The organism is Acetobacter fallax, assembly GCF_011516735.1.
GTDB classification, from domain to species: Bacteria; Pseudomonadota; Alphaproteobacteria; order Acetobacterales; family Acetobacteraceae; genus Acetobacter; species Acetobacter fallax.
This window is the reverse complement of record NZ_WOSX01000049.1, coordinates 1-21,733: the sequence shown is the minus strand read 5'-3', so window position 1 is coordinate 21,733 and position 21,733 is coordinate 1. Positions and strand designations below refer to the sequence as shown.

Annotated in this window: 22 protein-coding genes and 3 pseudogenes; 7 read left to right on the top strand and 18 right to left on the bottom strand. The window is 60.0% G+C overall.

The window, feature by feature from the left end; translation table 11 throughout:
• Nucleotides 1–70: 70 nt before the first annotated feature.
• A complete protein-coding gene (locus tag GOB85_RS16180) occupies nt 71–586 on the top strand; it encodes a site-specific integrase (protein WP_456304247.1) in 516 nt (171 codons plus the stop codon).
• Between the two features lie 50 nt (nt 587–636).
• Here the strand turns inward: GOB85_RS16180 and GOB85_RS16175 are convergent, their stop codons facing one another.
• Both GOB85_RS16175 and GOB85_RS16170 read right to left on the bottom strand, forming a co-directional pair.
• Nucleotides 637–1,749 carry a Fic family protein gene (locus GOB85_RS16175; protein WP_173578531.1) on the bottom strand — a complete coding sequence of 371 codons (1,113 nt, stop codon included), beginning with the start codon at nt 1,747–1,749 and terminating at the stop codon, nt 637–639.
• A 61-nt stretch (nt 1,750–1,810) separates the two neighbouring features.
• The gene (locus tag GOB85_RS16170; RefSeq protein ID WP_456304246.1) at nt 1,811–2,269 is read right to left on the bottom strand and encodes an Lrp/AsnC family transcriptional regulator; all 459 of its coding nucleotides are present in this window, start codon (nt 2,267–2,269) and stop codon (nt 1,811–1,813) included.
• 191 nt (nt 2,270–2,460) lie between these two features.
• Between GOB85_RS16170 and GOB85_RS16165 the strand changes: the two genes are divergently transcribed.
• Nucleotides 2,461–3,090, top strand: coding sequence for a LysE family translocator (locus tag GOB85_RS16165; RefSeq protein ID WP_173578530.1), 630 nt, complete (start codon nt 2,461–2,463; stop codon nt 3,088–3,090).
• Between the two features lie 58 nt (nt 3,091–3,148).
• On the opposite strand, the gene GOB85_RS16160 is transcribed toward GOB85_RS16165, so the two are convergent.
• Nucleotides 3,149–4,054, bottom strand: a complete 906-nt coding sequence (locus GOB85_RS16160; RefSeq protein ID WP_173578529.1) for a LysR substrate-binding domain-containing protein — start codon at nt 4,052–4,054, stop codon at nt 3,149–3,151.
• Between the two features lie 81 nt (nt 4,055–4,135).
• On the opposite strand from GOB85_RS16160, the gene GOB85_RS16155 reads away from it, so the two are divergent.
• The gene (locus GOB85_RS16155; RefSeq protein ID WP_173578528.1) at nt 4,136–5,077 is read left to right on the top strand and encodes an AEC family transporter; all 942 of its coding nucleotides are present in this window, start codon (nt 4,136–4,138) and stop codon (nt 5,075–5,077) included.
• Nucleotides 5,078–5,083: 6 nt separating this feature from the next.
• Here GOB85_RS16155 and GOB85_RS16150 read toward each other — a convergent pair.
• Nucleotides 5,084–5,981: pseudogene (locus GOB85_RS16150) on the bottom strand (LysR family transcriptional regulator).
• A gap of 101 nt (nt 5,982–6,082) precedes the next feature.
• On the opposite strand from GOB85_RS16150, the gene GOB85_RS16145 reads away from it, so the two are divergent.
• A complete protein-coding gene (locus GOB85_RS16145) occupies nt 6,083–6,844 on the top strand; it encodes an SDR family NAD(P)-dependent oxidoreductase (RefSeq protein WP_173578527.1) in 762 nt (253 codons plus the stop codon).
• A gap of 40 nt (nt 6,845–6,884) precedes the next feature.
• Here the strand turns inward: GOB85_RS16145 and GOB85_RS16140 are convergent, their stop codons facing one another.
• The 10 genes from GOB85_RS16140 to GOB85_RS16095 all read right to left on the bottom strand — a co-directional run bounded on the left by GOB85_RS16140 (nt 6,885) and on the right by GOB85_RS16095 (nt 17,255).
• Nucleotides 6,885–8,657, bottom strand: coding sequence for an AMP-binding protein (locus GOB85_RS16140; RefSeq protein ID WP_173578526.1), 1,773 nt, complete (start codon nt 8,655–8,657; stop codon nt 6,885–6,887).
• 15 nt (nt 8,658–8,672) lie between these two features.
• The gene (locus GOB85_RS16135; RefSeq protein WP_173578525.1) at nt 8,673–9,920 is read right to left on the bottom strand and encodes an MSMEG_0569 family flavin-dependent oxidoreductase; all 1,248 of its coding nucleotides are present in this window, start codon (nt 9,918–9,920) and stop codon (nt 8,673–8,675) included.
• Between the two features lie 14 nt (nt 9,921–9,934).
• Nucleotides 9,935–10,222 (bottom strand): MSMEG_0570 family nitrogen starvation response protein, encoded by a 288-nt coding sequence (locus tag GOB85_RS16130; RefSeq protein ID WP_173578524.1) that lies wholly within the window; start codon nt 10,220–10,222, stop codon nt 9,935–9,937.
• Nucleotides 10,210–11,388 carry an MSMEG_0565 family glycosyltransferase gene (locus tag GOB85_RS16125; RefSeq protein ID WP_173578523.1) on the bottom strand — a complete coding sequence of 393 codons (1,179 nt, stop codon included), beginning with the start codon at nt 11,386–11,388 and terminating at the stop codon, nt 10,210–10,212. Before GOB85_RS16125 ends, GOB85_RS16130 begins: the two co-directional genes overlap by 13 nt.
• Entirely contained in the window at nt 11,385–12,359 is a 975-nt protein-coding gene (locus tag GOB85_RS16120; RefSeq protein WP_173578533.1) for a sll0787 family AIR synthase-like protein, read from the bottom strand. The genes GOB85_RS16125 and GOB85_RS16120 overlap by 4 nt, the downstream gene beginning before the upstream one ends.
• Nucleotides 12,356–12,919 (bottom strand): MSMEG_0567/Sll0786 family nitrogen starvation N-acetyltransferase, encoded by a 564-nt coding sequence (locus GOB85_RS16115; protein ID WP_173578522.1) that lies wholly within the window; start codon nt 12,917–12,919, stop codon nt 12,356–12,358. The genes GOB85_RS16120 and GOB85_RS16115 overlap by 4 nt, the downstream gene beginning before the upstream one ends.
• The gene (locus GOB85_RS16110; protein WP_173578521.1) at nt 12,916–14,025 is read right to left on the bottom strand and encodes an MSMEG_0568 family radical SAM protein; all 1,110 of its coding nucleotides are present in this window, start codon (nt 14,023–14,025) and stop codon (nt 12,916–12,918) included. The genes GOB85_RS16115 and GOB85_RS16110 overlap by 4 nt, the downstream gene beginning before the upstream one ends.
• On the bottom strand, nt 14,022–15,005 hold the full coding sequence (locus GOB85_RS16105; protein WP_173578520.1) for a Nit6803 family nitrilase: 984 nt from the start codon (nt 15,003–15,005) through the stop codon (nt 14,022–14,024). The genes GOB85_RS16110 and GOB85_RS16105 overlap by 4 nt, the downstream gene beginning before the upstream one ends.
• A 24-nt stretch (nt 15,006–15,029) precedes the next feature.
• A complete protein-coding gene (locus GOB85_RS16100) occupies nt 15,030–15,512 on the bottom strand; it encodes an MSMEG_0572/Sll0783 family nitrogen starvation response protein (RefSeq protein WP_173578519.1) in 483 nt (160 codons plus the stop codon).
• 339 nt (nt 15,513–15,851) lie between these two features.
• Nucleotides 15,852–17,255, bottom strand: a complete 1,404-nt coding sequence (locus tag GOB85_RS16095) for an aminotransferase-like domain-containing protein (RefSeq protein WP_173578518.1) — start codon at nt 17,253–17,255, stop codon at nt 15,852–15,854.
• A gap of 249 nt (nt 17,256–17,504) precedes the next feature.
• On the opposite strand from GOB85_RS16095, the gene GOB85_RS16090 reads away from it, so the two are divergent.
• The 3 genes from GOB85_RS16090 (at nt 17,505) to GOB85_RS16080 (ending at nt 19,074) form a co-directional block, all read left to right on the top strand.
• Nucleotides 17,505–18,359, top strand: a complete 855-nt coding sequence (locus tag GOB85_RS16090) for an alpha/beta hydrolase (RefSeq protein WP_242011577.1) — start codon at nt 17,505–17,507, stop codon at nt 18,357–18,359.
• A 174-nt stretch (nt 18,360–18,533) separates the two neighbouring features.
• Nucleotides 18,534–18,788 (top strand): type II toxin-antitoxin system ParD family antitoxin, encoded by a 255-nt coding sequence (locus tag GOB85_RS16085; RefSeq protein ID WP_099963191.1) that lies wholly within the window; start codon nt 18,534–18,536, stop codon nt 18,786–18,788.
• A complete protein-coding gene (locus GOB85_RS16080) occupies nt 18,775–19,074 on the top strand; it encodes a type II toxin-antitoxin system RelE/ParE family toxin (protein ID WP_173578517.1) in 300 nt (99 codons plus the stop codon). Before GOB85_RS16085 ends, GOB85_RS16080 begins: the two co-directional genes overlap by 14 nt.
• A 29-nt stretch (nt 19,075–19,103) precedes the next feature.
• Here the strand turns inward: GOB85_RS16080 and GOB85_RS16075 are convergent, their stop codons facing one another.
• The 4 genes and pseudogenes from GOB85_RS16075 to GOB85_RS16060 form a co-directional block, all read right to left on the bottom strand.
• Nucleotides 19,104–19,376, bottom strand: coding sequence for a DUF2274 domain-containing protein (locus GOB85_RS16075; protein ID WP_173578516.1), 273 nt, complete (start codon nt 19,374–19,376; stop codon nt 19,104–19,106).
• Complete coding sequence (locus GOB85_RS16070) at nt 19,373–20,581, bottom strand: TrbI/VirB10 family protein (RefSeq protein ID WP_173578515.1); 1,209 nt, start codon at nt 20,579–20,581, stop codon at nt 19,373–19,375. The genes GOB85_RS16075 and GOB85_RS16070 overlap by 4 nt, the downstream gene beginning before the upstream one ends.
• A pseudogene (gene trbG, locus GOB85_RS16065) lies at nt 20,578–21,566 on the bottom strand (P-type conjugative transfer protein TrbG). Before trbG ends, GOB85_RS16070 begins: the two are co-directional and overlap by 4 nt.
• Before the next feature lie 70 nt (nt 21,567–21,636).
• Nucleotides 21,637–21,733: pseudogene (locus GOB85_RS16060) on the bottom strand (IS5/IS1182 family transposase); the annotation flags it as partial.

Genomic DNA, 21,733 nt, shown 5'->3' with positions numbered 1-21,733 from the left:
TTAACCCCGGACCAGATGGCCAACAGCAACGCCGTCAGAAGGGCGGCATAACAACAACCGGGTATAGCTTATCAAGCCCGCAAAACTGTCCGAACGGACGGGACCACCTCAGCTTGCCCTCACGGGTTGCCGGTTGCGGGAAATCCAGACGCTCCTGTGGGCGCATGTCTGGCTGGATGGAGCGGAACTCCGCCTCCCGGACAGCAAAACCGGAGCGAAGACTGTCCAGTTGGGTACGGCAGCTGTTGATGTCCTGAAGGCCACCCCTCGCCTGCCCGACAATCCCTATGTCATCACCGGACGCAAGGCTGGCGAATATCTCACTGACCTGCAAAAGCCGTGGCGTCGTATCCGCAAGGCGGCAGGCCTGGATGGCGTTCGGCTCCACGATCTCCGTCATTCCTTTGCATCGGATGCCTTGGAGATGGGAGCGGACCTGACAATGATCGGCCGGATGCTGGGCCATAGCGACATCAAGACCACTTCCCGCTACGCCCACCTGAAGCGGGAAAATGTCAAACGCTCGACGGATCAGGTCGCTCAGCGCATCTCATCCGCGCTTACCGACGCAAGGACACAGGCCTGAATGCCGATGGTACCCAATCAACGGCCTGTCCGTCAGCATCGACCCGCGTTTTACGTCTCGGGACGAGCCAACACATAGCTGGTGCTTCTTCCTCCTGCCGCCTCCCTGACCAGAATACCGTGCGATACGAGATCATTGATATCTCGCAGGGCTGTATCCGGTGACGTTTTCGCCAGCTTCGCCCATTTGGACGAGGTCAGCTTACCCTCGAACCCGTCCAGCAGACGGTTCAACATGAGGCGTTGCCGGTCATTGATCGATTGTCCGACCAGATTATCCCAGAAACGGGCCTTCTGGATGACCTTTCCCAGGACCAGTTCAGCGCGATCAAAGGCGCGATCCAGCGCCCCCAGAAACCAGTGAAGCCAGGACGTGATGTCCATATCCCCCTTCTGGGTAGCCTCAAGGATTGCGTAATAATCCTTCCGTTCCTGCCGGATCTGGGCCGACAGGCTGTAAAAACGCTGGTCTGTCTGTTCCGAACGCGCCAGCATGAGGTCGCCGATGGCCCGCGCCATGCGCCCGTTTCCATCCTCAAACGGATGAATGGTGACAAACCACAAATGTGCGATGGCTGCCTTCAGCACAGGATCCAGCGCTTGCCCGGCATTGCACCAGTTGAGGAAGACCTGCATCTCTGCAGGCACCCTGCTGGCTGTCGGCGCCTCATAATGAACCTTCTCCCGTCCGACAGGGCCTGACACGACCTGCATCGGGCCGGTTCCGTCATCACGCCACTCTCCGACCAGAATGCGTGACATGCCGTTTCGGCCAGTGGGAAACAGAGCCGCATGCCAGGCGAACAGTCTCTCTTCGGTCAGCGGATCGGCATATTGCCGGGTCGCATCCAGCATCATCTCCACAACGCCTTCGACATCCCGATCCACCGGAGCCAGCGCGCCAATATCCATCCCCAGTCGGCGGGCGATGGAAGACCGTACCTGCTCACGATCGAGATTTTCGCCCTCGATCTCGCTCGACTTGATGACATCGTCCGTCAGGGTCTGAAGCACGGCTTCAGACCGGAAATCGAAGCCGAGGCTTTCCATGCGGCCCAGGAGGCGTCCCTGCCGATGACGCACGGCAGCCAGTTCATGGGCAATGGTGTCCTTGTCCCACTGGAAGCCGGGCCAGTCTGCATGCTGATAAATGTATCGCGCCATATTCCCTGCACTCCTTGCGGGGAATATGGCGCTTAATCACCGTAAACTGCAAGATTATACCCTACGCAAAGCTTGCGTTCTTGACCTTCAGGAGGGGGATGTCAGTCTTCATACTCCGCACGCCTTTGATCCGCGCAAGGTGTTCGCTCTGAAAGCGCCGCAGTCCTGGAAGGTCTTCCGCAACGACGCGCAACAGGAAATCACAATCTCCCGCAAGGACATGCGCTTCCGTCACCTGCGGAAGTTTCCCGATTTCCTCGACGAAATGCTCGGACTGTCTCTCGTCTTCTCCCGTCAGCCATATCCTGACAAAAGCCGTCACACCAAACCCAGCTTTCGCGGGATCAACGACGGCGACATACCCCTCGATGACGCCACTTTCTTCCAGCAGCCGCACGCGGCGCAGGCATGGCGATGGAGAGAGCCCGACGCGCCTGGCAAGCTCATTGTTGGGGCAGCGTCCATCTTCCTGAAGAACACGAAGAATACGCCGATCGATCGCATCCAGTTTCATTGGCATCTTATATCAGGAATGAGTGCACTAGCGCAATTGAATGCCATATATTGATGGTTTAATTGGCATAAACGCAACCCCATACCCGCTGGTCCGCGCTATCCTGCCATCTCTCCCATCCGATCCGGAGCGTAACCGGAGACCATGAAAACACCTTGATATCCCTGTTGGTTTTCTTGTAAAGCGACGCATCTTCGATGAATTTGCATACACTTCTTGCCTTCTGGACGATCTCCATCCTCCTTGCCGCAACCCCAGGTGCTGACTGGGCGTATGTCATTTCCGCCGGAATACGTGATCATGCCGCAGTCATTCCCGCTGTGTTCGGGCTGTTTCTGGGATATCTCGCCATTACCGCAACGGTCGCGGGCGGTATCGGTGCGCTTGTTGCAAACATGCCGCTTGCGGTCACCATTCTGACGTTTGCAGGTGCGGCCTATCTCATAAAACTGGGCATTTCCCTGTTGCATCATCCTCCCCTGCCGAAAGAAGGACATGAACGGGAAACAGGTGTGCGGCGTTGGATTACCAAAGGATTCGCTATCAGCGGTCTGAACCCCAAGGCTCTTCTGTTTTTTCTCGCCCTTCTGCCCCAGTTTACAAATCCGGGGTCAGCATGGCCGATCTTTTTACAGATCGGGATATTGGGCGCCATTCATACAATGAACTGCATGTCCATCTATCTGATGGTCGGATTTGGCGCGCGGACACTATTAAGCAGCCGCCCCAGAGCGTCCATCGTGACGGGCTACATATCCGGAGCGATCATGATTATTCTTGGTCTGGGTCTGGCGTCGGAAGACATCATAAAATTACTCCACTCATGAAGATGGAATACGGAGAGCGGAGATATTGGAAACTGGTTCTTCGCACAGATTTCATGAATTAGAGTGAAGCCCGTTGTATCGATTTCCCGATTTCCATGAATGTCGAAACCGTCGGGTTTTTCGTAGTGATCGGCGCACGAAGGACAACGTCAAGTTGGGGGGCATCTGACAAAGCCCGTGACGTCAGCCCGGCCCCCAGTTCGGTACACAGCGATGCAGGGATAAGGGCTACGCCCAGCCCTTTTGCAACAAGCTGAATGATCGTGTGCTGTAACCGTGGTTCAAGCACGACATGCGGGACAATTCCCTTGGCAGAAAAATAGCTGTTGATCGCGGAGCGCAGAGCCGGTGCTGTCGCCGCGGGTGCGGCGATGACCTTCTCCTCGCGGAGTTCCTCAGGGCCGATTTGGCCGACCGCGGCAAGGGGATGGTCCTTTCGCATGATGATGCGTAATCGCTCTCTGACCAGCAGCACGGTCTGCAAATGCGGCGCATATCCGCAGTCAAATGTTACGGCGGCATCCAGTGTTCCTGCCACCAGCATCTCATCGATTTCTGTCGGCGTGCGTTCATCAAGCACAAGGCGGACATCCGGCCTTGCCTCCGCATAAAGCTGCACGAGTTGCGGCACGACACTGTGGGCGGCATGCATCATGAATCCAAACCGCATCTCGCCCTTCATGCCGCTGGCGACCAGCCTGACATCCCGGCAGGCCTCCTCAAACCGCCCCAGCACGTTTCGGCAGTCTTTCATGAAATGTTTTCCGGCCGGGGTCAGAGCCACGTTGCGCGAGTTTCGTTCAAACAGCTTCACGCCCAACGTGTGCTCGATCATGGCAATCTGACGACTGAACGGCGGCTGGCTCATATTCATCCGCTCAGCCGCCCGACCGAAATGAAGCGTCTCCGCCAGGGCCATGAAATACCGCATATGCCGTGTGTCCAACTGATACCCTGAAAGCATTGATCGTGAACCATATGAGCATTGGATTATATCAATAGCCTTCGGTAGCGTCACGCCTTTCGTAAGTTCCCGAGATCCTTGATGCTGAATAATCTGCTGATCGTCCTGCCTATCTTCGCCCTCATCCTCACCGGATGGATCGCCCGCAAATCAGGTGCGCTGGGTCCCAATGCCACGCGCGAGGTCAATCGGCTCGTAGTCTATCTTGCGCTGCCCGCGGTGCTGTTCGACATCGTGGCGAATGCAAAAATGACCGATCTGTGGGAGCCGGGATTCATTGCGGCGTTCACACTTGGCTGTTTTATCGTGTTCGCCGGGACGCTGTGGTGGCGGGTGTCCACAGGACATCATCTTGCCGATGCCGCCATTGACGGACTGAACGCGAGCTACGCCAATACGGGGTTCGTCGGTTTCCCGCTTGTCCTGTCGCTCGTCGGCGATACCGGCATGGCGCCGACGCTGATCGCCACGATCGTGACAGTTTGCGTGCTGTTTGTCATCGCGATCGTTTTGATCGAAGCCGGACTGCAGACCGAAGCACGACCGCGCGACATCGTTGCGAAAACGCTCTTCTCGCTGGTAAAAAATCCGTTGCTGGTGGCGCCAGCGCTTGGTGGTCTTGTCATGGTATCAGGGGGGCATCTGCCGGAACCGGTTCATGCCTTCCTGAAGCTTCTCGGCGGGGCTGCATCCCCTTGCGCCCTGATCGCTCTCGGTCTGTTCCTTGCCGGGAATTCCGCCGGTGGTGCGTCTGCACGCCCGTCGACTGCGGCCATTCTTGTTGGCCTGAAGCTGATCGCCCAGCCTCTGGTTACGTGGATCATTGCCTCGCCTGTGCTCCACCTGCCGCCACCGATGACAAACATTGCCGTGCTTCTTTCAGCACTGCCCACGGGAACCGGCTCGTTCATGCTGGCGGAATTCTATGATCGGGAGGCAGCCCTTACCGGACGGGTCGTTCTGGCCTCCACCGTGTTTTCGATTGCAACGATCTCGCTCTATCTCGCCTTTGCACCTGCGTAGGGATGCTCACGCGCATTGTGGATGAAATCGCGGGCCAATAATCTCCACCAGCCAGTCCACGAACACCCGCACACGTGGAGAAAGCTGCCTGTTGCTCGGGTAAAGCACAGAGACCGGCGTTGGCATGGGGGGAAAATCAGGGAGAACTTCGATCAGCGTGCCCTTCGCAAGGTCATCCTCAAAGCCGTAGCGCGGAATCTGCACGAGGCCAAAGCCGGGCCGCTTCGGCATAGGTATCAACACCCCCAACGAGCAGGCGTGCCGAAAGCGAGACCTCGATCACCTCTTCTCCGTGCGTAAACTCCAGCGGCAGGGGCTGGCCGGTGCGCGAGGACACGAAACCGATCATCTGATGGCCTTCAAGATCGTCAGGAGAGGCAGGCATTCCGTGCCGAGCCAGATACGCCGGGCTGGCGACCGTTACCTCCTCCATAACGCCGAGGGGGCGGGCGATCATATCGCTGTCCGGCAGGCTTCCGGTCCGGACCACGCAGTCCACCCCTTCGCGCACCAGATCGACAAACCGCTCACCCTCGCCAAGATGAACGGTCAACGCCGGATGCCGGGCCAGAAAGTCCGGCAATGCCGGCAGCAGGAGCATGCGCGCCAGACGCCCGATGACGTCAGCACGCAGAAGTCCCGCAACAGCACCGCTCGCGCTCCGGTCCGCGTCCTCGATATCGGCAAGGATCGCCACGCACCGACGATAGTAGGCAGCGCCTTCCTCGGTCGGTCGGACGTGACGGGTGGAACGGTGCAGCAGTCGGGTGCCGAGCCTTTGCTCCAACGCCTTGATCGCAGCCGTCGCAACGGGGCGGGAGATGCCGCAATCGGCTGCCGCGGCGCTGAAGCTGCTACGGTCAACAATGCGGACGAAGAGGTCGAGTGTGGCAAGCCTGTCCATAGGATTATTCCATGGCGCAAAACAATGCTGGCGGAAAGAGCGGTCTTATCGAACGGGCGATAATGTGACCAAGATTGGTCCCTCATCAGATGGAGATACTCATGCCAGACGCAAACACCATCGCCATTGTCACCGGCGGCAGCCGTGGACTGGGTCGCGCAACCGTTGAAGCCCTCGCCCGGCGCGGCGTCTCATCAATCCTGACCTATCACACCAACAGATCCGCAGCCGATGAGGTGGTTGAGAATGTCCAGAGCAGTGGCGCTCGCGCGGTGGCCCTGCAACTCGACACCGGCGATACGCATGCCTTTTCTGCCTTCTCCGACGAAGTCCGCAGCGTGCTGCGCGAATGGGGTGCGGAGCGTTTCAATTATCTGGTCAACATGGCCGGCACATCCCATAGCGGGCAATTCGGCGAGGTAACGGAGGAAGATTTCGATGCTGCCTATCGCGTTCACGCCAAAGGCCCGTTTTTCCTGACGCAGACCCTGCTACCGCTGATCGCGGATGGTGGTCGGATCGTGAACATCTCATCCGGCCTGACGCGCTTCGCCTATCCCGGCTGGATCGCTTACGCCGCCATGAAGGGCGCGGTGGAAGTCATGACGCACTACATGGCCAAGGAACTCGGACCGCGCCGTATTGCCGTCAACACGGTAGCGCCGGGTGCCATCCAGACCGATTTCTCGGGCGGCATGGTACGGGACAATCCGGACATTGCCCGCCATATCGCGGACACAACCGCACTGGGGCGTCCTGGCCTTCCTGACGATATTGGCCCGATGATCGCTTCGCTCCTGTCCGAGGACAATCGCTGGGTCAACGCGCAGCGGATCGAAGTCTCCGGCGGTCAGGCCATCTGAAGGCTGGCCATTCCACAAATGCAATGCTGGACTGATTCCGTCAGGACACCAGCAGGCGTTTCCGCGTGATCTTCCCGGACACGGTGGTTGGCAGATGCCTGACGAAGCGGACTTCCTTCAGGCCAATCCAGCGTCCAAGGACTTCGTTGACCTGCACAACGATTTCCTCGGAAGATGGTTCGCAGGCGGCCTGAGGGTCAATGACCACATAGGCAATAGGTCGCTGTCCACGTAATTCGTCCGGGATGGCCACCACAGCACACGCATGAACTGCAGGATGAGTGGCGATGATCTTTTCGATCTGCACGCCCGAAATCCGCCGTCCTGCGACCTTGATGACATCGTCAGAACGCCCGAGCATATGCACGGCGCGGCTGGCCTTGATCATGCCTTCGTCGAAGGTGCGATAATACTGGCCGGTCTCGTCCATATAAGCTGCAGGAACATGGATCGCTCCATCCTTCCATACGCCAGCCAGGCAGCCGGGTGGCAGCGGCAGGGACAGGACGATCTCCCCGCACTGTTCACCCGGCATGGACGGCACGATGGCTGGACGAAATCCCGGCGCAGGTCGTCCGATGTCGTTCATGAGCGAGACCGGTTCACGCTCGGGCAGGCCAAAAAAATGCGCGGTGATGCTCCACCCGGTTTCGGTCTGCCACCAGTGATTGACTACAGGTTTGCGGAAATAGGACCGTGCCCAGTCCAGCAAGGTTGGGTCAGCATACTCCCCGGCCACAAAGATTCGGGCCAGCGCGGGCAGGATCGCCCCTGACAGATGGCGGCTTTCCTGTCGCATGAGCCGCATCTGAGTGGGCGCGGTAAACAGGCATTTCACTGCGTGTTCGTGACAGAGCGCGCAGATCGCAGAAGCTGAAGCACCGCCTTCGACGATCACGCTGGTGCAGCCGCTCATCAGTGGCGCATAGACGCCGTAGGAATGGCCAACCACCCAACCCAGATCCGATGTCGTGAAGAAGGTATCACCGGGTTTGCAGCCGTAGATCAGATCCATGGACAAGGCGAGAGCTACAGCGTGGCCACCATTGTCACGCACAATGCCCTTTGCATTGCCCGTCGTGCCGGACGTGTGAAGAATATACAGGGGGTCTTCGGAACGCAGCATGACCGGCTCTGCTGGCGCGGACTGTTCCAGCGTATGGAAATCGTGATCCCGCATTGGCAGAAGGGCTGTCGGACACGCTGCACGTTGCACAACAACGCAGGCCTGCGGTCTGTGCGTCGCTTTGGCCAGCGCCTCATTAAGGGCGGACGCAGACGGGGTGGGCGTTTGCCCCTGAAAGCTGCAACTGGCGATGATAATGACTTTGGGCGCCACGTCATCAATACGGCGCGCCAGTTCGGGCCCGGCATAACCGGCAAAGACCACGACATGGACGGCGCCGATCCGCGCACAGGCCAGCATGGCGATGGCCGTCTCAAGCATGGTGGGCATGGCAATCAGGACGCGGTCGCCCTTCTCCACCCCGAGCGAACGCAGACCACCGGCAAATCCGGCCACCCGGCCTTGCAACTCCCTGTAGGTTACAACCTGACGTTCCCTGGTGGCGCAGGAATGCCAGATCAATGCCGCCTGTTCACCGCGACCATTTTCAACATGTCGGTCCACGGCGTTATGGCAGGTGTTGAGCGTGGCGTCGGGAAACCAGTCATGCCAGCCATCCGCCCGCGTCCTGCATGCGTGCGCAGGCGCCTGCTTCCATGTGACGCGTTGTGCCGCAGCCAGCCAGAACTGCTCTGGCTGGGTCAGTGCCGCATCGTACATCGCCTCGTATGTCGTCCATGGAAGCATGGCGCTTTACTCCGTTCAGGCTACAGGCACGTCTTTGCCGGTGATCTGGCTGGCCAGCCACGCGGCGTCACGCGAGACGCCGGAGAACCGCCCCGATCCCCATGTGTGCAGCCATGGCAGGCCGAGGAAGTAGAAGCCCGGCGCATCGGTTACGCCACGATGCCAGACGGGCTTGTTGGCTCCGTTGAAGACCGGCACGTCGATCCAGCGATAGTTTGGACGAAAGCCGATGCACCAGATGATCGAGGTGATCCCGGCGGCCTTCAGGTCCAGCGGGGTGTTGCTGCCATCGGGCTCCCACACAGGAACATAAGCGGCTTCGGTTGGGGCCGCGATCCCTTCACGGGCGATATAGGCGTCGATGGATTTCTTGATGTCGGCATTGGTCTTGTCCGCATCATCAAGGTTTTCTTTCAGGTCCGGCGCGAAGTGCGCGACTTCGTCACGGATGGTCTCCAGCGTGCCGTGCAGGCCCACGCCTTCCTTCGCGAACTTGCGCAGATCAAGGTCATGCCCGCCGTTTCGGCCCGTGACGTAATGATTAGTCTTGTCGCGTGCACCGTCACGCAGAGGGTGATTATCCACCGTCAGGTCGTAGAAGTGCATATCCGCCAGCCAGTCCACCACGTCGCGGCCACGGTAAAAACGCGAGACACGCGGGGCGGACCCGACACAGAGATGGACCTTGCGTTTTTCAAGAAACAGATCCTCGACGATCTGCGCACCGGACTGGCCGCTGCCCACGACCAGAACGGCTCCTTCCGGTAACTGGGCCGCGTTGCGGTAATCCTGCGAGTGGACCTGATGGATGGCGGGATCAATTGCACTGGCGTAACCGGGGATGACTGCATCCTGATACGCACCTGATGCGATGACCACATGTTTCGCGTGCCAGACGTCACCACCCGCCACCACACGGTATCCGCCATCTGCATGGCGCGTAATGGAGGTGACAGCCGTGTGTTCACGCAGCGGTGGATTGAAAGACTCAACAAAGCCTTTGACGTATTCGATAATTTCCGGCTTCACCATGAAACCGTGCGGATCGCTCCCTTTGTAGGGATGACCGGGAAGAGTGCACTGCCAGTTGGGTGTCACGAGGCAGAAATTGTCCCAGCGTTCATCGTCCCACGAATGGCAGGCCGTCTTTGCCTCAAAGACAATGTGCTCCACCTTCTCGCGGCAGAGATACCAGCTCATGGAGAGCCCGGCCTGTCCGCCACCCACGATGATAACGGGAATGGTTTTTTCGTTCTGTGTCATAAGAATATTCCGTCTCAGGATCTGAAAGACAGGACGCGCACCTGCGCATCGGGTCGATTGAGGAAAGGCGTGCAGGTCTGCCGAATGGCGTGAAGCTGACCAAGGGCGCGGCTGCACGGGAAGCCGTAGCGCGCACGAACCCGCTCACTGGCTTCCGTCAGGGCCGTGTCCGCCTTTTCAAGAAACTCCCGGACCGGATAATCCTGACCAGGCGTGAAGTGGTCCCTTATGACCAGCGACGGGGAGTAACAGTCAGTCTCCTTCCCATCGGGCCAGCGCACACGAAAGGTCATTTCGGGCATGGTGAAAGAACTCCTGAAGCAATGGCATCGGTGCGCGACCGCGCTGCCAGACACCGATATGCGGGGAGGTGCCGACTAGCGACGCAGCGCCAGTCGAAACGGCGCGCCGTTGCGGGGCCGCTGGCCTGGAAACGGGCCGGACTCCGGACGCTCAGAGCGTCGCGCAACGCGCAGACAAGTGTTTCGGGGTGTTCCGGCTGGCACCAGAATGCCTCGAGAGTATGAAGATGCTCCGTGAAAGGTGGTGCGGCCGGCACCACCACGGGGATTCCGCAGGCCAGAGCTTCGAGCGGGCACAGACCGAAGCCTTCGGTTTTTGAAGGATAGGCCAGGACCGAAGACTGCCGGTAGAATGCCGGCATATCCTCATCCGCAACTGTTCCCGTGACGGTCACCGCATCCGCAAGGCCGCGGCCCCGCACCCGCTCATCAAAAAGACGGCGATAATCGGAATGGTCCAGCAGGGATGCTCCCCCAGCTATCACAAGATGCAGATCCGGATGATCCCGACGCAGCATCTCAAAAGCATCAAGGAGAACAAGCGTGTTTTTGCGACGCTCGATCCCGCCGACCGACAGCACAAGACGTGCGTTCCGCGGAAGCCCATACCGTGCGCGAAGTTCCTGATCGCGTAGACCGGGTTCCGGAAAAAATCTTGTCAGATCGACACCATTCCCCACCACAGGCGCATGCCGCCCGTACTCGGTGCGTAACGTGTCCTCCCAGAGCTGACTGACCGTAAAAAGTTCGGTCGCAGCCGTCAGACCCCGTGTCTGGCGAGCCGCGAGACCGGGGTGGGAGAAACGGTCCAGATGATGAACCGTGCGGGCAAAGCCCGGTATCCGCCCCTCTTCCACCAGGTCGGCCAGCGCATTGGCGCTGATCGGGTCCTGCGCATGCAGCACGTCAAAATGCTGTCCACGCAGTGCGTCCCTGATCTCGCCAATACGACGCTCCACCAGTGCTGGCAGGTCAGGCACAGACGCGGCCGGGATGCAGCTTGTGGCGCAGCGGGACATGCGGAAGAAACCGGCTCCTGTCACATCCGGCGCGATCAGCGTTGCGTCATGGCCCGCGTCACACAGGGCTTCCGCCAGCGCCATGCCATGCACTACACCGCCGCGAGGATTGGTCGAATGGGTCAGGATGCCAATGGACAGACTCATGGCGCAAATCCCATGAGTGGCGTCCGGGCGAGATCCCAGAAGGTTTCCTTCTCGTCCGCCCATGTGACATCGAGCCGCTGCGTGTTTTCACACCGCCCAATGACAGAGGCTGCAATGTCACGCCCACGAAATCGGGCCATGATCGCTTCGGCATCTTTGGGGCGCGCCGTGAGCAGGTAGCCATAGCTCGGGAATGCGGAGAGCCAACGCTCCATCGGTGCATCGTCAGGGCGCGGAACGTCATCGAGCCTGATCGTCATGCCCACGCCCGAACATTCGGCCAGCATGAGGGCGGTGCCCAACAATCCGGCCATACTGATGTCCTTGGCAGCACGGCTCAGACCGTCTTCAGCAATCGTGGGCAGAAGTTCGATGTCACCACGCAGCCGGGCCGCTCCCTCGGTGCCACACAGCGCGGAACTGGCGTCCCAGAAAGGGTGCGGGTCATGCCAGCGGCCGCGCAGGTCGATGGCGGCGATCAGAACCTCGCCCGGCTGTGCATCGAAACTGGTGAGCAGATGACGGGCACGACCGAGGATCGCCACCGACAGCGAGTTATGGGTGCTGCGCATGTTGGTATGGCCGCCGACAACCGGCACGCCATAGGTGCATGCGCCTTCATGCAGACCAGTCAGAATTGACGCGGCCGCCTCGGACGTATCGCTCCACAACGCATCCACCACCGCTACGGGACGCCCCCCCATTGCTGCGATGTCGCTGACATTGACCATCACGCCGCAATACCCGGCAAACCAAGGCATTGAGCGGACAAAGCTGTCCTGAAAGCCCTCGCTGGCCAGCAGGAGGTAGCCATCGCCATCCGGGATCGCGGCGCAGTCATCGCCAAGGCGGATGACATCATGGCTGGCAGGCTTCAGGATTGCCGCAGTTTCGGCGATGTCCTGTTTACCCACCAGGGCGTGACCGTTCCGGAGCGTGCGCAGGAGTGTGGCGAGTTCGTGTGCCATCACGCCACCTGCCGGATCCGGGGCTGCGGACGCAGCAGCCATGTCTGATCCAGACCGTGGGCCGGATAGCGCGAAAGATCGGCTTCCATATCGTGATGCGGCAGACCATGCAGCGTGATGGTTCCAAGACTCTTCCAGTGCAGGCGGCGAAAGAACAGCACATTCTGTTCCTGTACCTGCGCGAGAAACCGTGTAGCTCCGAGCCCGTGCGCTGTGCTGACTGCCATACGGATAAGTTCCGCCCCGATCCGTCCGAGTTTGCGGTGATCGGCCTGCACAGCCAACCGGGAACCGCGCCACACATCAGGCTCCGTTTCATGGATGCGCACTGCTCCCACGATCCGGTCCGGTATCCCCGCCATGCAGCAGGCGGCGATGATGGGAATGGCGACCCCATCGATCGCGTCGCGGTCATCCTTTTCAAAAACATGCTGTTCATTGCAGAATACTTCGCGACGGAGCGCGTGATGACCGGCACGCTCCCATGGCGTGCGGGCAAGGCGCACGACATATTCCGTCGGAATGAACGGCCGGTCTTCCACGCCTTGGAGCATTGTGTTCATTGTTCGTACGCCGAGAGGGAGGAACAGGCGCCGCACCGGCCACATCCGGCGCGGATGTCGGTGGATTTCATGTTCGCTTCCCGCAGCATCCGGCCGAGCGGCGCCAGCACGGACTTCATGAAGTCGGCTGAAGGTGGCGCATGATTTTCCAGAGGGGTTCCGGAGATGGGCACGAACGGCACCACGAAGGGATAGACCCCGAGCGCAATCAGGCGTTCAGCCAGAGCCAGAATGTCCTCGGCGCTGTCGCCAAGACCGGCCAGAATGTAGGTATTGACCTGCCCGCGCCCGAAGATCGGCACGGCGCTGGCGAAAGCGTCCATATAGCGATCGACGCTGACCGTGGCCTTGCCGGGCATGATCTTCTCGCGCACCGCCTGCGTGGCGGCTTCGAGATGCATGCCCAGACTGTCGGCCCCAGCGTCGCGCAGGCGCTGGAACCAGCCGTGATCACGTGGCGGCTCGCACTGAACCTGAAGCGGCAGATCCACCGCCGCCTTGATGGCACGGGCTGACTCTGCCAGCACGGCAGCACCCCGATCAACCACATTGGGCGTGCCGGTCGTCAGCACCATGTCGCGCACGCCGTCCAGTTCCACAGCGGCTTTGGCAACTTCGGCAAGCTGCGCCGGTGTCTTGTAAGCGATCGTCCGATCGGCCTCCAGCGACTGGCCAATGGCGCAGAACTGGCAGGATGTGCGCCGGTCGGCATAGCGGATGCAGGTCTGATGCACTGTGGTGGCGAGCGTGTCGCGGCCATGCAGAAGAGCGATCTTCCAGTAGGGAATACCGTCCGCCGTACTCAGCCCGCAAAAGCGCGGGGCCGCCGGGAAATGGATCGTGCCCAGTGTCTGACCATCACGCAGCAGCGTGCTGGCACCACTCTGGTCAGGCGGACTGGCCTGAAACGGAGACCGTCGCGCACCGGACGTATAGACCGGCACCATGACGGTCTGACCCGCGATGGTGATCGTCTTGTGATCGGAAGGACCGGCTCCGCCCTTGCGGGCGATACCGCCGATATCTTCGCCGATCTGAAGCCCGAAGGACTGCAGATCCGTGACAAGCTTGCGGCCGGAAAGCGTGCCGTGTGTTGGAACGGTCATGGCGTAGCCTCGTCATTGGAGGGACCAACCGGCTCAGTTGCTCTGTGCTCACCAACATAATGCACCGTGCGCGCCGGACGGCGGTCCTGAAGCAGGCTCAGCAATTCGGGGCGTGCGTAATGACCCACGGAGTCCATCATCCGCTTGCGCTTCGTGATCAGGGCGAAATCGAGATCGGCAATCACCATCCCCTCGCCTTCCGTCAGCGGTGTGCCGAGCAGTTTCCCTTCAGGTGAGACGATGGCCGTGAAACACCCGCCACGCAGCGGCCCTTCCAGCGCGGGATCGCGGGCAATCTCTTTGATCTGATCTTCCGTGAGCCAGCCAGTGGCGTTCACGACAAAGCAGCCGGATTCCAGCGCGTGATGCCGGATTGTGATTTCCATCTGGTCGGCAAAGATCTGCCCCACCAGCGAGCCCGGAAACTGGGCGCAGTGAATTTCTTCATGCTGGGTCATCAGCGCGTAGCGGGCGAGCGGGTTGTAATGTTCCCAGCAGGCCAGCGCTCCGATGCGACCGGCGGCACTTTCGACGACTTTCAGACCGGAACCATCGCCCTGCCCCCAGACCATGCGCTCATGGTAGGTGGGCGTGATCTTGCGGCGTTTGAGAAGGATCTCACCTGTCGCATCGAAGATGATCTGCGTGTTGTAGAGCGTGCCGAAATCGCGTTCATTTACACCCAGCACTACGACCATGCCGGTGTCACGCGCAGCTTCGGCCACCATATCCGTCACCGGACCAGGAATGACGACGGCGCGCTCGTAGAGTTCCAGATGCTCACGACCGAAACGGAAAGCCGGCTGGATGAATGAGAAATAGGGATAATAGGGCACGAAGGTTTCGGGAAAGACCGCCAGCTTCACGCCTTTTTCGGCGGCATCACGGATGGCCTGACAGACTTTCCGGGCAGTTCCCAGACCGTCGTCGCCAAGGACGGGACTGATCTGGATGGCTGCGGCGCGAACGATACGGGACATGGCTTGCGGTCCTCCCTTCGGTCTTCAGAGAGTCCAGGTATTGAGGATGAAGGCGTTGTCGCGACGGGCCAGCAGGATGATGTCCAGCACGTCTTGCGGATTGATCGGCGTGATGCCGGGGATCAGATTCTGCTCGCCGTAACCGTAGAGAGCCTGAAGCGCGAAACGGCAGGCATAGACTTTACCGCCTTCTTCAAGGATTTTCGCGATCTGCCTGTTGCAGTTCATATGCCCCGGAAAGGCCTCGTCGCCCAGACGGGGAAAGCCGCGCTGCACACCAAGGGTGACACCCGGTCCGTACAGCAGCACCGACGTCTCGAAACCTTTGCGGATCAGACGCGTGGCCTGCAGAAGATTTACGAACCCAACCGAGCCTTCGTTGGCCACGGTGTGAAAGGTGATAAGGGCTTTTTCACCAGGTTTGGCTTTGACGTCCTCAAAGACCTTGTTTTCATAATTGACGAAGCAATCGCCATCTTTGTACGGAACGTGTTCGACTTTCGGCATGGTATGTCTCCCGTGTGTTGCGGTCTCCGGCGGAGAGCCGGGCCTGACCGCGTTGCCGGGGCGAACGTGGCATGGGATTACGGGTGAGCAAAATATTGTATGCTTGAGTTATGTGGTACAAACAGGTCAAGTTGCATGATATGTCATTATCTGGCGAATACAGGAGCATACAAAAAACAGGGCTCTAACATACAATCCTGAATATTCGTACTAACCAACTGTTTTATAATGGTTTTGTTATCGCGTGTTCGTGAACGATGCATCTTTTTGTTTTTCTCGCACCCGCCCGGCATCGTGCGGAATCAGATGGTTCCATCGATTCCGGGCATCGCGATCAGGTCACACAATATCGGCAAAACCGGGAGAACGCTTGTGCTGCAGGACTGACAGGACCCCATGCAGGGATTCCTCAAGACTTGCGGCATCCGGCGCGCTACCCAGCGCAATGCGCGCCCGCTGCGGGGGTTCGCCACTGATGGTGAAGACGGTGCTGGGAACCAGAGCCAGGCCGCGCCTGCGGGCATAGGCGACAAAATCCGCGCTGCCCCACCAGTCCGGCAGTTTCAGCCAGACATGCGGCCCGTCTGGGTTCATGCAGTGCCCCTCCCCCAGCACCTTGCGGGCAATGGACTGGCGCAGGCGCAGTTCTTTCTGGATGGCGTGCAGGATCGTATGCGCCTGTCCAGTCTGCATCCATCGCGCCGTGAGCGCGCTGAGCAGACCGGCATTGGTCAGCGCGATTGCCCGGATGGCCGCCGCGACCCGTCGGGTCATGTCCGCATTGGGCAGGGCCACATAGGCGGTGCGCAGGCCGGGACTGAGCGTCTTGGCGAGGGTAGCTACGTAGCTGACACGGCTATGGTCGAGGGCTGCCAGCGCCGGTGGTGGAGTGTCCATCAGCAGGCTGTAGGGGTCGTCCTCGGCAATATGCAGATGATGACGCTGGGCGACCGCCAGAATATCCATGCGCCGTTGCAGCGACATGGTGGCCGTGGTGGGATTGTGGATGGTCGGGATACAGTAGAGCAGCCGGGGATGATGTTCGGCGCAGACCCGATCAAGCTGGTCCGGCATCATGCCTTCCATGTCACTGTCCACACCGACCAGGATGAGGTCGAACTGCGCTGCTATGGTCCGGATGCCGGGATAGGCAATACGGTCGGTAACAATCACATCGCCCGGTTGGGTATGGGTGCTGACAATGGCCGCCAGAGCGCTCTGGGCGCCCGGTGAGATAAGGATTTCCTCCGTTCGCCGCTGCCCGATGACGGGCGCGATCCATTTCGCGCCAAGCTGGCGTTCCTCCAATGTACCGCCCGTGACCCGGTAGGACATCAGGCTGTTCAGATCCTGCTGTTTCAGGATAGTCGCAATATCGCTCTGGATAAGCCGCTGAAGCGGCGGGTCCTGCGGGATCGGCGGCAGGTTCATGGTCAGGTCAACCACGGCCGGCCCCGTATGCCGCCAATGGCTCTCCCCGGCACCAACACGAACAAAGGTGCCCCGGCCAACCGTCGCGTCAATCAGGCCGCGCCGTCGGGCCTCGGTAAAGGCCCGGGTCACGGTCGTCAGATTAGTCCCAAGATACTCTGCGATCGTTCGCTGTGGCGGCAGCCTGTCCCCCTCCCGCAGGTCGCCCTTGCGGATGGAAAGCGCCAGGGCATCGGCCAACGTCATGTAAATCGCATTCGGACTCCGGCTGATCTCTTCTTTCCAATGGGCGAGATAGGGGTATGCTGACATGGGATGGAATTTCCATACATTCTATGAAATTCCATTCGACCACATGCCATACAATCAGCGCAATCACGATATCAATAAGGTTGGATATTCACCGCAGAAGGCCGGCCCCATATCGACCGGAAATGTATTCCGACGAGAGGATGAAGGTTTTATACAAAACGGTCTGAAGACAAGACCTGAACTTCAGGCAATGAGAAATCATTGACCAGTGCATCGGATAACATGATCAGAACTGATCTCAACAGGCCCATGTCGAAATGCCTGTACTACACGATGGCTCTGCTGCTCCTCTGCGCATTCCTGCCGGTAGTAGCTGATGCCAGCGACCACATTGCCCCGGGGATCACTGCCAATATCGTAGTAGAGCCGGGCATCAATGAACGTGTCATGAATATCCCTCTCAATACTGGCGGGTCTGTCAGGGCCGTCTTCGGTTCTCCGGCCCGGCCACAGGCAACGATCATCATGTTCCCGGGCGGAACAGGTGACATCGGCCTCGGGCAGGACGGACGCATCCGGCGTGGTGACAACTTCGTCGTGCGAACGCGCGAGGCATGGAACAGGCGCGGCTATGCGGTTCTCATTCTGGACACGGTTGGTCACCGCAATCTTCGGGGGCAGCGTAGTTCCGCGCATTATGCCCATCTTGTCGAGGATATCATCGCTTTCGTGCACAGGCAGGGCTCAGGCCCTGTTTTTCTGCTCGGTACAAGTCAGGGTGCAATTGCAGCCGTCAATGGCGCGGCCCATGCCGCTCCCGGGGATATTGCCGGTGTCGTGCTGACTGAATCGGTGTCCGTTATAGGAGGCAGCGGGGAAACCGTTTTCAGCGCCCATCCAGAGAAGGTACAGGCTCCCGTTCTCGTTGTCGCCAATCACGATGACCGATGCAACGTTGCCCCGCCACAAGACGCAAAGAAAATTGGCGCGGCCATGACAGGCAGCCTGGAAGTAACCGTGTTAATGGTGACAGGCGGCACAACCCGGTCTGAGAAGAACTGTGGTTCGCTTACTCCGCACGGTTATTTCGGTATTGAGGCAGAGGTCATTACCAGGGTCATTACGTGGCTGGATGCCAAGATCCGAACTTCTCTCGTGAGATAGAACAGGGCGCTTATTGGGATATGGAACGGCCTGTTCCGTCCAGACAACCGAGAGATCACACAAACGCTCCCATCGGGATGCCTCCCGTTAGCCAGAACCGGAATACCGTGCGCCACCCCCAATTTTATTGACAAAAATTGGCAAAGATTGCCAAATCCAGATCTGGAGGCACCGATGGCAACAATGAACGTATCCCTGCCGGACCCCATGAAGGAATGGGTGGAGGCTCAGGCTAGGACGGGACGCTACAGCAATGCGAGCGACTACGTCCGCGATCTGATCCGGCGTGATCAGGAAGCCCGTGCCGCGCATGATGAGGTTCAGGCCCACATCACGGCCGGTCTGCGTAGTGGCGTCGGGACCAGGAGCATGAAGCAGTTGCTGCAGGATGCTCGCGCGGCTGCCGGGACGACGGATGCCGACCTGTAGAAAGACACGGCTCGCCGAAGATGACATCATCAGCATCTACATTCAGGGTGTGAAGGAATTCGGGCCACGGCAGGCCGAAATCTACCATGCAGGACTGGCGGACGCATTCGACCTTATCGCCTCACATCCGCAGCTTGCGCCGGAACGTCGCGAGTTCGACCCACCGATACGACTGCATCGTCATCGGGCTCACCATATCCTCTATCTCATTGACGACGAAGGGGTTCTGATCGTCCGCGTGCTGCCTCGACTACGGCGCTGGGAGCGGCTTATGGAAACAGACTGACGACGCTGCCACTACGCGCCAAACCTGCTTTACCGTTCGCTGGAGACGCCTGTCGTTCCTGCTGCTGATGCTGGCCTTCTGCCCCGCCGTTGTTTCTGGAACACCCGATCGGTCTCCATGAAACGCCCGACCATGAGCGGCACCAGCCGGGCCGCATCGGGGATGGCATCTGCCGCCTCACCTGCGTTTCCCGAGACCAGTTCCGCATACAGCAGCAGGTCACGATGTATCTCCGCAGGCAACTCGATCGTCAGCTTGACCGGCCGGCTGTCAGGAATGGTGCTGATACGGAGTTTTGTCATGGCACAGCTCCTTCATGCGGATGCCAGGGTTTTAAAACCAGATCACGATTGACGATCAGCGTGAATGGCAGGCCGGGCCGGTCGGTCAGCGTGGGCTGCACATCCATGCTGCGGTCGATCAGGCGATTTCCCACCATGGAAAACCCGTTGCTGGCGCCGCTGCGGATCGCCTGAAGCAGGTTGTTCTCACCCCATGATGTCCCGGCTTCGGACCCGACGCTCAGCATGGTTGTCACCAGTGCTGCCCTGAAAAGCTGGCCCCAGTGCTGGTCCACCAGATCCTTGAGCCCGGTCTGGCCGATCGCATCGGCGCCCGGGATCCTGTCGAGCACGAGGCTCTCGCCATCGGGACGGATGAGACGGGTCCAGATCACCTGCGTGCGCTGCTGTCCGAAAGAGACGCTGCTGTTATAGGTGCCGAACAGCGTGCTGCCCTGGGGCACAAGCAGATAGCGTCCGGTCGGACTGTCATAGACGTTCTGCGTCACATGCCCGATCAACTGCCCCGGCAGGTCCGAACTGACTTTCGAGTTGAGCGCGCCCGCGATGACCGTTCCTGCCTGAATGACGTATGGGGAAACAGGCTGCGTCAGACGATCCGGGCTGACCGTCACACGGTCGGTCTGTCCCGCCAGAAAGGCGCGGTTGGCGGCCTGCCGGTCATTTGTGCCCGCTGGAGCAGACGGAGCGTTACTCCTGGTCGCGGGCAACGTAGGGGCAGACACGCTGTCCTGCCGCGTGGCTTCCTGCGTCTGCACGAACAGCTTGCTGGCGATGGCTGCCTCGACTTCCTGTTCGGCCCGCCGGTCACCCATGCCGGAAACCGGTCCAGCCCTGCCTTCCTGCTGCGCCTTCAGGATCGGTTTGCCCAGGTCACCGGGCAAAGGCGACCCCAGCCTGGGCACGCCAGTATAATCCTTCGGCAGGGCATCAAGCCCATCGGCCGAAGGCCGCACATCGGAATCCTGCACGGCGGACGTGGATCCCTGCCGGGCGGAATTCTGCAGCGCGTAGCCCAGCGCCAGTCCAACCCCAATCATACCCGTGCTGGCCAGCCCCCAGACAACATAGCGCGACAGACGCACGACACGCGGTCGTTCCGCCCGCAAGCGGAGATCGGGCGGCGATGGCGGGACCGCAGAGGATGCATTTTCGGTGCCGCCTTCCCCGCTTTCGTCCCGGCGTTCTTCCTGCCCGTCCGTCATGTCTGCCGTCCATCTGTGCGTACGATGCGCACCCGCTGCTCGGAGTGTTTGTCGCCCAGACGCAGTTCCGCAGCGACGAACAGGCGATCGACGATCATCCAGTTCTGCCGGACCCGGTATTGACCAGTTCCGGCCCGCCATCGGCCCCCAGCACGAAAAGCGGGGGCAGTTCCCCCTGCCCTATGCCAGACGGAAAGGCGATGTAGACCTTGTGGCCGTCATCGAAGGCCCGGCTCGGAAACCAGGGCGGCGTGCCCCCTTTCACCGGCTGGATGGCATAGCGGAAATTCAGCGCGTTCAGGTCCAGCCCTGCATCCACAGGGGTAACATCATCGGCCGCATTGTCCTGCCGATGCAGAGCAATCAGGTCGTCCTCGGGATAGTCCCACGACACCGATGCCATATAGGTAGCAGGGGTGGAGCGTAGTTCGGCCAGATAGGTTCGCCGGTCGGTGTTGACGATCAGGTTCGTGGTGAGGTCCGGCCGGGTTGGTTTGACCAGAATATGGATGCGCTTTGTCGCCCCTGTCCCGCTTTCGGTATCACCGATAATCCAGCGCACCGTGTCACCGGCGGCAACCGGCCGCTTCTCCCCCTGCTGGAGCATGATGTCGGTGATTTCTCCGGGCGAGGTATAGACCTGATAGAGGGCACCCGGAGAATAAGGATAGACCTGCACCGCGTTGATGAACCCGGCTCGCGTGGGCTGGATGCGCGCTGCCAGATTGGCCTGGGTCACACGCGCTGTGGGGTCGGCAACTTCGGGGGCCGGATGGGCCACGCGTCGTGAGGGCAGCGACTTGAGCTGCCCCGGCAGGGGAAGCGGTCTGGGGACTTCCACCACCTGCACCGGTTTCGGTGAGTCCGGCAGGCGCGTGGCCTGAACAGCGTCATCGTAGCGGATGCCCGGCGGATGGTAATGCTGCGCGCCTCCGGCCAGAGGCAGGATCAGCAGCGGCAGGACACGAAGAGCGCGACGGATCATTGGCCCAGCTCCTTCGACCAGTTGATGGCAGAGACGTAGATTCCCAGAGGGTTTTTCCTGAGAGCCTGAATCAGAAAGCGGTTTGATTGATTTTTCGCAGAACTCTGCGGATATGGGCAATCATCAACCATGCGCAGGATGACGAGATTGTTGTCTCGACATCCTTC

Coding starts and splice junctions, on each gene's coding strand:
- GOB85_RS16090 (WP_242011577.1), top strand. CDS start 17,505: ATGTCGAAATGCCTGTACTACACGATGGCTCTGCTGCTCCTCTGCGCA.
- GOB85_RS16135 (WP_173578525.1), bottom strand. CDS start 9,920: ATGACACAGAACGAAAAAACCATTCCCGTTATCATCGTGGGTGGCGGA.
- GOB85_RS16100 (WP_173578519.1), bottom strand. CDS start 15,512: ATGCCGAAAGTCGAACACGTTCCGTACAAAGATGGCGATTGCTTCGTC.
- GOB85_RS16155 (WP_173578528.1), top strand. CDS start 4,136: ATGCTGAATAATCTGCTGATCGTCCTGCCTATCTTCGCCCTCATCCTC.
- GOB85_RS16070 (WP_173578515.1), bottom strand. CDS start 20,581: ATGACGGACGGGCAGGAAGAACGCCGGGACGAAAGCGGGGAAGGCGGC.
- GOB85_RS16160 (WP_173578529.1), bottom strand. CDS start 4,054: ATGCTTTCAGGGTATCAGTTGGACACACGGCATATGCGGTATTTCATG.
- GOB85_RS16145 (WP_173578527.1), top strand. CDS start 6,083: ATGCCAGACGCAAACACCATCGCCATTGTCACCGGCGGCAGCCGTGGA.
- GOB85_RS16110 (WP_173578521.1), bottom strand. CDS start 14,025: ATGACCGTTCCAACACACGGCACGCTTTCCGGCCGCAAGCTTGTCACG.
- GOB85_RS16165 (WP_173578530.1), top strand. CDS start 2,461: ATGAATTTGCATACACTTCTTGCCTTCTGGACGATCTCCATCCTCCTT.
- GOB85_RS16095 (WP_173578518.1), bottom strand. CDS start 17,255: ATGTCAGCATACCCCTATCTCGCCCATTGGAAAGAAGAGATCAGCCGG.
- GOB85_RS16085 (WP_099963191.1), top strand. CDS start 18,534: ATGGCAACAATGAACGTATCCCTGCCGGACCCCATGAAGGAATGGGTG.
- GOB85_RS16075 (WP_173578516.1), bottom strand. CDS start 19,376: ATGACAAAACTCCGTATCAGCACCATTCCTGACAGCCGGCCGGTCAAG.
- GOB85_RS16170 (WP_456304246.1), bottom strand. CDS start 2,269: ATGCCAATGAAACTGGATGCGATCGATCGGCGTATTCTTCGTGTTCTT.
- GOB85_RS16140 (WP_173578526.1), bottom strand. CDS start 8,657: ATGCTTCCATGGACGACATACGAGGCGATGTACGATGCGGCACTGACC.
- GOB85_RS16080 (WP_173578517.1), top strand. CDS start 18,775: ATGCCGACCTGTAGAAAGACACGGCTCGCCGAAGATGACATCATCAGC.
- GOB85_RS16125 (WP_173578523.1), bottom strand. CDS start 11,388: ATGAGTCTGTCCATTGGCATCCTGACCCATTCGACCAATCCTCGCGGC.
- GOB85_RS16175 (WP_173578531.1), bottom strand. CDS start 1,749: ATGGCGCGATACATTTATCAGCATGCAGACTGGCCCGGCTTCCAGTGG.
- GOB85_RS16115 (WP_173578522.1), bottom strand. CDS start 12,919: ATGAACACAATGCTCCAAGGCGTGGAAGACCGGCCGTTCATTCCGACG.
- GOB85_RS16130 (WP_173578524.1), bottom strand. CDS start 10,222: ATGCCCGAAATGACCTTTCGTGTGCGCTGGCCCGATGGGAAGGAGACT.
- GOB85_RS16105 (WP_173578520.1), bottom strand. CDS start 15,005: ATGTCCCGTATCGTTCGCGCCGCAGCCATCCAGATCAGTCCCGTCCTT.